This window comes from Petralouisia muris, assembly GCF_004793545.1.
Lineage (GTDB): Bacteria > Bacillota > Clostridia > Lachnospirales > Lachnospiraceae > Petralouisia > Petralouisia muris.
The window spans coordinates 1-9,754 of sequence record NZ_SRYA01000113.1; the positions used below are offsets into that span (position 1 = coordinate 1).

The 9,754-nt window shown below is 42.5% G+C and carries 15 protein-coding genes; 2 read left to right on the forward strand and 13 right to left on the reverse strand.

Annotated elements, in window-relative coordinates; all coding sequences use genetic code 11:
• Positions 1-325: 325 nt before the first annotated feature.
• Positions 326-532 (forward strand): helix-turn-helix domain-containing protein, encoded by a 207-nt coding sequence (locus tag E5329_RS32385; RefSeq protein ID WP_334295756.1) that lies wholly within the window; start codon positions 326-328, stop codon positions 530-532.
• Between the two features lie 1,139 nt (positions 533-1,671).
• On the opposite strand, the gene E5329_RS26580 is transcribed toward E5329_RS32385, so the two are convergent.
• From E5329_RS26580 to E5329_RS26635, 12 genes are all read right to left on the reverse strand, one after another.
• Positions 1,672-2,433, reverse strand: a complete 762-nt coding sequence (locus E5329_RS26580; RefSeq protein ID WP_135992210.1) for a hypothetical protein — start codon at positions 2,431-2,433, stop codon at positions 1,672-1,674.
• Positions 2,434-2,491: 58 nt separating this feature from the next.
• Positions 2,492-2,941, reverse strand: coding sequence for a terminase small subunit (locus E5329_RS26585; protein WP_275443779.1), 450 nt, complete (start codon positions 2,939-2,941; stop codon positions 2,492-2,494).
• Between the two features lie 2 nt (positions 2,942-2,943).
• On the reverse strand, positions 2,944-3,123 hold the full coding sequence (locus E5329_RS26590) for a hypothetical protein (protein ID WP_135992212.1): 180 nt from the start codon (positions 3,121-3,123) through the stop codon (positions 2,944-2,946).
• A gap of 138 nt (positions 3,124-3,261) precedes the next feature.
• Entirely contained in the window at positions 3,262-3,828 is a 567-nt protein-coding gene (locus E5329_RS26595) for a hypothetical protein (protein ID WP_135992213.1), read from the reverse strand.
• A 163-nt stretch (positions 3,829-3,991) separates the two neighbouring features.
• Positions 3,992-4,522, reverse strand: coding sequence for an ERCC4 domain-containing protein (locus E5329_RS26600; protein ID WP_135992214.1), 531 nt, complete (start codon positions 4,520-4,522; stop codon positions 3,992-3,994).
• A gap of 1 nt (position 4,523) precedes the next feature.
• Entirely contained in the window at positions 4,524-4,859 is a 336-nt protein-coding gene (locus E5329_RS26605; RefSeq protein WP_135992215.1) for a hypothetical protein, read from the reverse strand.
• A gap of 59 nt (positions 4,860-4,918) precedes the next feature.
• The gene (locus E5329_RS26610) at positions 4,919-5,152 is read right to left on the reverse strand and encodes a hypothetical protein (protein WP_135992216.1); all 234 of its coding nucleotides are present in this window, start codon (positions 5,150-5,152) and stop codon (positions 4,919-4,921) included.
• The gene (locus E5329_RS26615) at positions 5,139-5,393 is read right to left on the reverse strand and encodes a hypothetical protein (RefSeq protein WP_135992217.1); all 255 of its coding nucleotides are present in this window, start codon (positions 5,391-5,393) and stop codon (positions 5,139-5,141) included. Before E5329_RS26615 ends, E5329_RS26610 begins: the two co-directional genes overlap by 14 nt.
• Positions 5,380-5,898 carry a hypothetical protein gene (locus E5329_RS26620; RefSeq protein WP_135992218.1) on the reverse strand — a complete coding sequence of 173 codons (519 nt, stop codon included), beginning with the start codon at positions 5,896-5,898 and terminating at the stop codon, positions 5,380-5,382. Before E5329_RS26620 ends, E5329_RS26615 begins: the two co-directional genes overlap by 14 nt.
• A 191-nt stretch (positions 5,899-6,089) precedes the next feature.
• A complete protein-coding gene (locus E5329_RS26625) occupies positions 6,090-7,076 on the reverse strand; it encodes an AAA family ATPase (RefSeq protein WP_168356788.1) in 987 nt (328 codons plus the stop codon).
• 68 nt (positions 7,077-7,144) lie between these two features.
• A complete protein-coding gene (locus E5329_RS26630; protein WP_135992220.1) occupies positions 7,145-7,954 on the reverse strand; it encodes a hypothetical protein in 810 nt (269 codons plus the stop codon).
• A complete protein-coding gene (locus E5329_RS26635) occupies positions 7,951-8,151 on the reverse strand; it encodes a DUF6462 family protein (RefSeq protein WP_135992221.1) in 201 nt (66 codons plus the stop codon). The genes E5329_RS26630 and E5329_RS26635 overlap by 4 nt, the downstream gene beginning before the upstream one ends.
• Positions 8,152-8,278: 127 nt before the next feature.
• On the opposite strand from E5329_RS26635, the gene E5329_RS26640 reads away from it, so the two are divergent.
• Positions 8,279-8,968 carry a hypothetical protein gene (locus tag E5329_RS26640; RefSeq protein ID WP_135992222.1) on the forward strand — a complete coding sequence of 230 codons (690 nt, stop codon included), beginning with the start codon at positions 8,279-8,281 and terminating at the stop codon, positions 8,966-8,968.
• Positions 8,969-9,072: 104 nt separating this feature from the next.
• Here the strand turns inward: E5329_RS26640 and E5329_RS26645 are convergent, their stop codons facing one another.
• Complete coding sequence (locus E5329_RS26645) at positions 9,073-9,636, reverse strand: hypothetical protein (protein ID WP_275443780.1); 564 nt, start codon at positions 9,634-9,636, stop codon at positions 9,073-9,075.
• Positions 9,637-9,754: the final 118 nt, after the last annotated feature.

Genomic DNA, 9,754 nt, shown 5'->3' on the forward strand with positions numbered 1-9,754 from the left:
CCACTCAGAAATAAGCATTTTTTATTCCTCCCCGTCACTCCCATTCATATAACATAATTCTTTTCTGTTTCTTCATGGACTTTCCGAGACTACACTTATTTTCGTTTGGCTGTCAGATAGCCGGATATGAATGTGTTGTTACCACTAAGAAAAGTGATAGATATTCTTTAAAAGTGCTTTTCATCACTATTCAGTGATATTGTAAACGAAACTTCCTTGCTTGTCAACACTTATTTTAAATTTTCATCACTTTTTTTATTGCTTTTATTTCTTTTAAGTGATATGCTGAATGTATCATACTGGAAAGAGGGTGTAAATTATGTCAATGTCGGAAAAAATACGAATCGCACTAGTAAAGCGTAAAATATCCATTACAGAATTAGCTACAAACCTCGGTACTACTCAAAGTAATCTATCAAACAAACTAAAGCGTGACAATTTCAGTGAAAAGGAACTAACACAAATAGCCGACATTCTAAATTGTGACTTTAAAGGACTGTTTGTAATGAGAGATACTGGGGAGGAAATATAATCACATACCATTCATCACCGTCTTATCAGGTGGAAAAAGCCACTTGTTTGTTCATGGGTGAGCAAACAGAAACCCCTTGATTTTAGCGGCTTTTCCCTTTGCATGTCCATTTGTTCCACCCCTCTATGAAAAGTGAGCAAATAAGGGGGAGAAAGCAGGGCAGAGGAAAGGTGAAATTTGTATTCCCCCCTCATTCCTCAAAACCCTCAATACCCCCAATACCTATTTATCAGGTAACGGGTAAATGTTCGTCAATGTAGTTACTGTATCGCTATCAGCCGTAACCACACAAAGGATATGCCCACAAGTGGGTACGGGCTAGGGTGCCGGTAATTATGGAGCAGGGGTACAGGTAATTTCCTTTACTGGCAGAGGTAAAAGCCAAATGTCCCTTACCTATCCCCGGTAAATCCCAAATGGGCTTAACCACGGACAAATTGCCCTTGGTTAAACGTGTGCGTGTGAACCACACCTTGCAACAAACTGAAATGATTTTTCGCCCACATATAGGAGAATGATTCAGTACCGCTGAATTTTCAGCCCCATTCTTCCTACATGCTGAATGAACCGCCCTACTGTCAGAATCCCTTTGTAAAGACTCTATTTGCCCCATACCGGGCTTGTACTGGCATACCTGTTAGAAATACCATCTATGCCGTTACAATCCAAAATAGGGGCTTGTGGTGCGTGTATTGGGTAATGGTTCATGGAATCACCTGATAGAAAAATGGGATAATAGAAGAAACGTGTGTTTTGTTCTTGCACTCTGCTGCCGGATATGCTATATTAAGCATAGAAAAAGGGAAAGCCATAGAAGCGGCTCTACCCCACAACATTAAGCAAATACCTCTGGTTAGAGGTCAGCCGTCACTATTGGCAGTAGTGGCGGCTATTTCTTTTTTCCCTTGTAAACCTGATAAATCAAATTCGCAAGGGCGACAACGAGTATACCGATCTGGATTAAATCCTGATATGTAACATACATTGCATCGCCCTCCTTTCTTTCGTCTGGAGGGCTACTTGAACCCTCCGAAAAAAAGAAGGGTAAAGCCGCCTTTGGCTCTATGGTTTCCCATGAATGGAGTATAGCACACATTTCCTTGTCAGGCAATTACAATACTCTATTTTCTTTTGATGTTTTATCTTATCGGAGTAAAACTAAAATTGAAATCAGCCGAACTGAAATCAGAACTCTTATTTCCGGCATTTTGCACCCTGCCGTTTTCTGTTTCCACCGGAAAATCCGTATCAAGGTTATCGAATGATTCACCACCATATGGCTGCATATCCGCAAGTGAACCCTGTGCAATAAAATTATAATAGTCTGTCACAGTTTTTAATCTTCCGCTCCCAGATAGTGCCGGACGTGCGCCGGATTCACAGGCATGGTATACCGTCCTTACAAACTTGCTGAACACTTCCGACCTGTCTGCCGGGGATTGGCCGAACTGCACTATTGTGATGCCTGTCCCTTTTTCCTGCGGCCTGTTTGCGTTATACCGCTCCTGGAGAATCCGTGTCATAACAGCATTGTCCTTGTGGCGGTTTGCAAGCTCCTGATAGTCAGCATGGCTAAGGTTTATTCCGCTGTTCAATAGTGCCATTGTGCCGCTGTCAACCATATTTCCGTCCAGTTTTCCGAGTTCCTGCATCTCACCGTCAAATTCGTCAACCACTGTCAGAATCCTGGACAGGCTATTTTCTATCTGTGCATCCCGTTCCGCTTCCAGTTCCTTTAATCTGTCCTGATAGCCTTTCTCTCCCAAAAGGTCAGCTTCATAAGCCCCTTTTGCCACTTCGCACCCATGCTCATAATCTGCCTTTGCCTTGCTAATAGCGCCGCTTGCGCCCTCTGCTAATCTAACTGCCTTTTTGTAATACTCAATCGTTGATTTCTTCATGGTAAATCCTCCATTCATATTCTTATTTTTATAATACCTATCCGCTTGTTGAGTAACCCTATTGGCAATCCGCTTCACCGCTACCGTTCCCCCATACATCCATTGCCGTACCATTCAAGGCTTCTAAAAGGGTATCATCAATATCAGATTCCTGTGTTTTTTCTCCAATCTTGCTTTCCAGTTTCAGCAGTTCTATTTCTAATTTTCGGTCAGAAACATCGCGTTTTAGAATCTCTCTGCCTGCGGAAATCCTGTCCGGCATGTCTGCTCCCTCGTCACCATCCATCACCCTTGTAAAGAATCTCAGTACATCATCGCCAGATGCTATACGCTTTTGCTCCGTAGGGGCGGTTCGCTGCCGTATATACTCTAAAATGTAAGGTTTTGTAAGGTTCTCTTTTCCCATCTGCCTTGCCGTATTGACGGAATATCCCGCCTTTCTCGCCGCTTCCGCCGCATTTCCGCACTCTATGTAATAATCCGCAAATGCTTTCTGTCTGCCATTCATTACTATGTTCTTCCCTTCGCTATTTGCATTGCCGTTAAAATCTCCTGCTTCTTATCCTCTGGGAGTTCCCGGCGCAGCATCCGGCAGAACGTGGTATCAGCAATGCCGATCATGTCCGCTATCTGCCAATGCTTAAAACCGGATTCTTTTATGGCTTCCCTGATTTCAATATTGTTCATCATCTGCACCCTTTCTTATTCTTGCTATTATTACTTTAACATGAAAAAGGAAATAATTTGTACCATTCTGCATCTACCAGATAAATCAGAGAAAGCCGTTACAAAAACACATATTACCATTCAGGTTTCGGCAGCAGATTTTTAATTATACTTTGCGGCGGCGGAACTAACCATGTCAAAAAGCCACTTGTATTTCACCCTCACATGTATTCGCGCCAATATTTCACTTGTTCTTCTCAAAATACCTGATAAGGGAGTACGGCTCCATATTTCCCACATTATCCATTTTCTGACAAGCCATCCTGATTCTCCTGATTTACTCAATTTCTGGTTTTTATACATCTTCAGCAGTTTACGCAGCTTCATTTTCCGAAAAGCCCCCGCAACGCTGTTTACCTCCCCGTTTATACGTTCCTCATCAAGAAGCTGCTGCCATGCGTCCATCAGAACGTCAACTGAAAGATAGTTCTCCAGAATATGCCGGCAATCGAAAAGCCCGCTTTCAGTAAAAAGAATGTCTGGAAAATCTGCAAAGTTCATCTTTGTATCTTCTCCGTCTATCATCAATTCATCTGCAATCCTGTCAGAACATAAATCCAAATAATGCTCCATGCCACCGCTGGCCAGTAGCTTTTTAAGGCTGATTACTTTTGGCTCTAAATCTTTCCTGCTCCTAATTGCCCTTATCATTCTATCCGCTGATTTCATCTGTTTGTCCTCCTAATAGTTTTATATGCTTCACTGATAGTTATTGCTTACCATTACCAAATAACCACGATACTGCCGAAATTCCCGGCACCCTCCCCAAAATTACGGGATACCCCTGCCGCTGATTAGATGTACTCTGCATCAATATATCCACTGCCACTGGCTATTTTAAAATCTCCCGGCAGAAATAGGAAAATGTGCTGTATAGGAAATATCCGCTGTACTGACTGTCTATGAACTGCACATTGCATCCGAAACGGCTCTCCCACGTTTTCAGGCTCGACATAAAGGAAACTGGTGTAAGCTGTGTATTGTATGCGTGATTTATGATACTGGTATAACCGCCCACATCTTCAACCATCAAATATATTTTCGCTCCGGCATTCCTGGCTTTCAAAAATTCCGCTTCAAACTGCTGCCGCTTTTGTGCCAAATTGCCCGATAACTCTTCCAAGCTGGCCTTTCTCTCAATCACAATCGAATCATGAAAATATATATCGCCCTGCCCGGTTGCGGCAGAGGGCAGTAGGAAAGTATAATCCCCGAAATCCAGTTTTTCTTTTCTGTATGTAATCCCTTGCTTATCGAAATATGACAATATATGTTCGTTCCGTTTCTCCCTCGTATCAATCAGAACAATCATTTGCTTTGTCAGCTTCTTTATTTCCTCCACGGAAAATTTATATTGCTTCACGCTATGCGCCCCTTTCTTTCAGTTCCTTATCCAGATTGGCGAAAAACCGCCGCCTGCATAAATAAAAATCAGTCCTGCAAAATGGCGGCTTTTCTATCTCCCCCAGTTCCCACCGCACCGCCAGGGTGTCAAAAGACTTGTCCTGTCTGACAGATAACAGAATCCACGGCGAAATAGCTTCAAGCCCTCTGCAGGCCGCTTTCAGGATTTCAGGGGGATATATCCCGGTTCTGCATCCGCTTTGTAATTCTTCAATCCGCTGCCGCCCAATGCCGTACTCCGCATAACTCCGGCGTTGTATTGTGTTTGTACCATTCTTGCGTTTACCCTTTGACATAGCAAGCCACTCCTTTTATAATTTAATCAGGTTCGGGGGCTTGCTTAGGCAGGCTCTTTTTATGTTGCATTTTGTTTCATTTCCTTGCTTTTCCTTTCCAGTTCATCAATAGCCGCCAGTAATAAGGCAATCGCCAGTTTCGCATTATCATACTTCTTTGCTATCTGCCTGGATTCATCAACCACGGCTTCCCAGTATTCGTCCGACTGCTGCACATCCGCATATTTCTTGTAAAATTTCCATGCGTCCGTAAACATCCCATAGACTTTTTTCAATTCTTCATCCGTTACCAAATAAGCCAACCTCCCAACATTTCCGCTTTAGCAACTGGTAAACCTCCGACAGCTTATCCCGGTTCTGCGGCTCCTGCCTTACCTCTCTTTCAAAATCCTGCTGCATTTCAGAAAGAATATTGTTCCTCTGCTCCACCGTCTTAATGACAGTGATCCGCTCCCGGTATCGGTCATAAAATGCCATACTGGCAGCAGGCAGCCCCGGCGCATCCGCTAAACTGATAACTTTATTGTTGTTCATCCGGCTTTCCTCCCTCCGGCGAATAAACTTCGCCGCCCTCTAACTCATATCCGCACACATCATAGACAGCTTCATCTAATGGGGAAATTCCAAGTTCATGGTCGAAATATAGAGGGTAAATCTCTCCATCATTACATAACGCATACATAAGCACCTTGCACTTATAGCTATATCCATCATCATCCCTCATTACTGCATACATATCATGCATACAAGGGAGAAGCTGCTTGATTTTAGGCACTTCTGTTGGCCTGTTCCATTTAATCTCCTTTTTGATTTCTCTCTCCTGATACCTTACATTTTCTTCACCAAAAGTATCATTTAACAATTCAATCTGCTTTTCATCAAAAGAGTATGTATGCAATTCCCGGACATTTTTAATATCCTTTATGTATACGAAAGCCGTACACTCTCCCGGTGTTTCTCTCAATAAAGTACACAATTTAACTTCGTTTTCACGGTATGATTCCATATCCTTAAACTGTACCCATATTTCCTTTGTCATAATATCTCCTTTCCATTCCGTCCACCTGATAAAGCGGACACTGCTGTCAACGGCTCTCCGTATATATCCCTGTGCCGTTGATACCGTTGATTACCGTTGGTAGCCGTTGATACATTGGCAAATACACCAATACTTATCAACGGTTATCAACAAAATCAATACTTAAAGGATATATACAGAGAAGTATTGATTTACTGCTTACATTTCTTGAATACATGGGGGCTTGAACCTTTACCATTGCCGACAGTTCCATGTTCAATACCGTCAATCATCCTTAACTGGTATTCCAGACTGTTAATTTCTTTCGACAACTGCTGTGGCGTGAAATTTATATGTATTCCGTTCCGTTCTGCAAATTCAATCAGTTCCGTCATTCTCCCACGCCATTGCCCCGATTCTTCCAAGGCTTTATTGACTGCCCTGACAATCGGATTGTTCTGATATTGCCTTAATGTATCTCTTTCCTGCATTTCTTCCAAAGTACCCACTTTTGCCCATCTGCAATCCTGCATTTCAATCACAAAAGCGTCATTGTCAACATCACACCCACGGATATATAATTTTGCCTGCTTGTCAGATACGTTTTCTTTTTTTATGACCATCATCAAATCAAGCGCACCCGTCAACCCTCTTGTGCCTGATATGGAGAAAAAAGGGTCGTTAGGGTTGTCCATCTTGCTTGTATGGTGAATCAGCAGGATTGCAAGGTTATGTTTCTTTGCAAATGATTTCAGCTTATTCATTTTCTTGTAATCATATCCATAAGCACCGCCATCTTTATTGTTGTACTGCCCCCGGATGCACTGTAGCGTATCTACCACAATAAGCCTTAAATCACTCATGCTTTGACAGACAAGCTCCATCTGTTCTATGAACCCACTGGACAAATCATTGATTTCTATGCAATAATTGAATGTGTCCGGCAGCTTATCCCCCTCAAATATTCGCTTAATCCTTGATTTCATGCGGTTGTCGCTATCCTCTAAGGCAAGATACAGGACATTGCATTTATGTGTGTTATATCCAAGAAATTTTCTCCCTTGTGACACGCATAAACACATAAGCAGTGAAAACCACGATTTTCCGATTTTGGGGTCTGCCGCCAACATGGACAGTCCAGGCGAAAGCATATCATCAATGATAAAGTCAATCGGCTCCACGTGTTCCAAGTCAATCATGCCCCCTTTCATCAGCACAGGGATTTCAATAGGCTTTTTAGGTTTAATAACCCCGTTTTCTGTCGTTGTTAGGTTACGCCTATTAAGTTCTCCAACAACATTATCAAGTCGCTGTCGCTCATCTGCTGTAAGTCCTCCTGCTCTCGTTTCCGTCTTACCTCACCTCTTTTCTGCTGCCGCCTTTCTCCGGGCTGTCTGCACAATTCAAAATCCCTCTGTTTCTCAATCTTTGCTATTTCCTCTTTCGTGGCTTGAAATGCCCCATCCTCTGCCAAGATTGCCAATACATCTAAAAGCCATTGCGGACGGTCAGAGGATAGCCCGGCGGCAACATCCGGCTTCATCCGGCGGTACGCTCCCTGATCTGCAGTGCATAGAATATCAAGTTTGTACTCTGCCTTTTGCAGTTCGTTGATACAATAGCCCCACATATCGCTGAATGGCTCATACAGACGCTTTTCTATGGCTGTCCTATAAATATCAGCCCAACGCTTCAAGCTGTCTATTTCACCTGATAAAGCCGTCCTAAATTCCTCTTTCCGTTCCTCCTGCCGTTCCCGTTCCCTCTGCCGCCGCTCTATCTCTTCCCGGTGGTCCGCTCCACCTGATAAAGATATAGGCAGGGAAAAGGCTTGTATAAGGTACTGGCAGGCTTCCCAATTATTGATATTGAGAATGGTAGCGGTAAACTTTATCAAATCGCCCCCAGCGGCAGCAGAGAAGTCATAATATGAATTGCGGTATAGCTTGCAGGATGCCGTTTTCTCTTTTCCGAATGGGGAGAGGATAAAGCCGGAACGGTTGACAGGATAGCTGAAATGCTCCGCTACTTGCCGCATTGTCAGGCTTTCTTTTATTTCCCTGAAAACCTCGCTCATTTACTCACCTGATAAGCTGAAATAATGTATTCATAAAATGTATTCCAGTCTACCCTTGCTATCTTTCCGATTTTTACCAGTGCGCCGGATTCTTTCGCCAGCTTCATAACTGTGTTAATTCCCATGTTGCTTTTTTCTGCCGTCTGTCGGTATGTAAGCAGTTCCCCGTTAAAATTCCTATTTTTCAACTCGTTCATAATAATTTACCTTTCTTTGTGTTTTTAACGTTGCGCTCCGTCTATATCTATGATATAATAGTTAAAAGTAAAAATCTATTCACTGTTTTATACCACAATTTAATAAGAAAGGAGATTTTAGTAAAATATGGTTTACAATAGTGTGGAAGACATTAACGCTGAAAAAATCAACACAAGAATCAAGGATGCTATCAAAGAATGGGGATCGCAAGACGATTTTTTTAATGGCATTTCATACTCAAAACAATCATTTCATAAATGTGTAAGGGAAAATTCAATACTGCCGCTATCAGTCTTACTTGAAATTGCAAAGAAATTAGATTGTGATATGGGTTATCTGCTATGTGAATATGATGAAAAGCGGCATATTGTGGCAGATGTGAAAGAAGCTACTGGACTATCATCAGATGTAATTGACATTATACTCAACATGAAAGATTCTTTTCTAAAGCTGTCAATCCTTAATGACTTGCTGAAAGATGATTATTTCCTGGCAATAATAAACCTGCTTCATATGGCAGATTATCACTATGAAAAAGGAATGGAATTAGATAAGATAGAGGATAAAGTTGCATCCGATTACAAAAACGCTGAAACCTTAGAAGAAAAAGAAAAATTTGAAAAACGTTACAATGATTATAGAGCCGAACACAAATTGCATGATGCAAACGCTTTGGCAAACCGCTATCGCCTTACAGTTGCCTTTTACAGACTGTTAGACAAAAGATATAAAGCGTTGCCGGATATTGATATTACTGATTCAGAATCCAACTGGAAACAGACTAACCCCAAATTCAAGCATCCGATTTTATTTTAGAAGAATGTGAAAAGCATCCGATACCAATTAAGGCATTGGGCGCACACAAAAGCCCCTCATGTCAGCAGCTATAAAGGGGCTTTAAATATATAAAAATGGGGTATTTATTGGGGTAAAATATCTTTCAGAGTAGCCACAAACCGCATAAATAAAGGCTTTTCCGCTGAATCTGTTTGGACATCATGTCCAGAAGTTTCCTGTCCTCCGTTTTTTTCCTCTGGCGCATCGTCCATGCCGAGCGCATCATCGCCCTTTTCGTCCATGTTGAGCAAGGCATTTAAGGCGGATAACCGTTCCAGCTTCTCCGCAAGCTCCGCTTCCTGTGCGAACGGCTTTGTGACCTCCGCTTTTGCGGTTTCAAGCTGTCGCTCCACGGTTTCCAGTTTCGTCTGCGCTTCGGAAAGCTGTTTCGGCATGGATTCCAGCGCATGGTTGATACGGGCAATGTTGCCGAGAGGGTCAGAACCGACTTCTAAGTTATGGGAAAGCCGCCCTTTTAAATTCATCACAAATTTATGATTGAATGAATCAAAGGACACCGCCATCTTAAATCCGGCATACTCCCCGACCGTGGCAGGCACATTGACCGTTTTCATCTCCTTGCACATCTCCACAAGGGCGGCTCCTGCTTCTTTTTTATCCGTATAAGCCTTATCCCCGACTTTCATAAAAAACTGCTCCTTATCTGCCGGGGATTCGCTCGTCATAATCTGCCCGATGAATTTCTGCTTAGGAACTGTCGTGAAATAATTTGTATATTTTTGGAATCTATGTTAATATATGTCA

What these genes read in the sequence shown, in the direction of transcription:
- E5329_RS26625 (WP_168356788.1), bottom strand. Translation starts at nt 7,076, where the DNA reads ATGATTGACTTGGAACACGTGGAGCCGATTGACTTTATCATTGATGAT.
- E5329_RS26645 (WP_275443780.1), bottom strand. Translation starts at nt 9,636, where the DNA reads ATGAAAGTCGGGGATAAGGCTTATACGGATAAAAAAGAAGCAGGAGCC.
- E5329_RS26620 (WP_135992218.1), bottom strand. Translation starts at nt 5,898, where the DNA reads ATGACAAAGGAAATATGGGTACAGTTTAAGGATATGGAATCATACCGT.
- E5329_RS26630 (WP_135992220.1), bottom strand. Translation starts at nt 7,954, where the DNA reads ATGAGCGAGGTTTTCAGGGAAATAAAAGAAAGCCTGACAATGCGGCAA.
- E5329_RS26635 (WP_135992221.1), bottom strand. Translation starts at nt 8,151, where the DNA reads ATGAACGAGTTGAAAAATAGGAATTTTAACGGGGAACTGCTTACATAC.
- E5329_RS26590 (WP_135992212.1), bottom strand. Translation starts at nt 3,123, where the DNA reads ATGATGAACAATATTGAAATCAGGGAAGCCATAAAAGAATCCGGTTTT.
- E5329_RS26595 (WP_135992213.1), bottom strand. Translation starts at nt 3,828, where the DNA reads ATGAAATCAGCGGATAGAATGATAAGGGCAATTAGGAGCAGGAAAGAT.
- E5329_RS26585 (WP_275443779.1), bottom strand. Translation starts at nt 2,941, where the DNA reads ATGAATGGCAGACAGAAAGCATTTGCGGATTATTACATAGAGTGCGGA.
- E5329_RS26640 (WP_135992222.1), top strand. Translation starts at nt 8,279, where the DNA reads ATGGTTTACAATAGTGTGGAAGACATTAACGCTGAAAAAATCAACACA.
- E5329_RS26615 (WP_135992217.1), bottom strand. Translation starts at nt 5,393, where the DNA reads ATGAACAACAATAAAGTTATCAGTTTAGCGGATGCGCCGGGGCTGCCT.
- E5329_RS26580 (WP_135992210.1), bottom strand. Translation starts at nt 2,433, where the DNA reads ATGAAGAAATCAACGATTGAGTATTACAAAAAGGCAGTTAGATTAGCA.
- E5329_RS32385 (WP_334295756.1), top strand. Translation starts at nt 326, where the DNA reads ATGTCGGAAAAAATACGAATCGCACTAGTAAAGCGTAAAATATCCATT.
- E5329_RS26605 (WP_135992215.1), bottom strand. Translation starts at nt 4,859, where the DNA reads ATGTCAAAGGGTAAACGCAAGAATGGTACAAACACAATACAACGCCGG.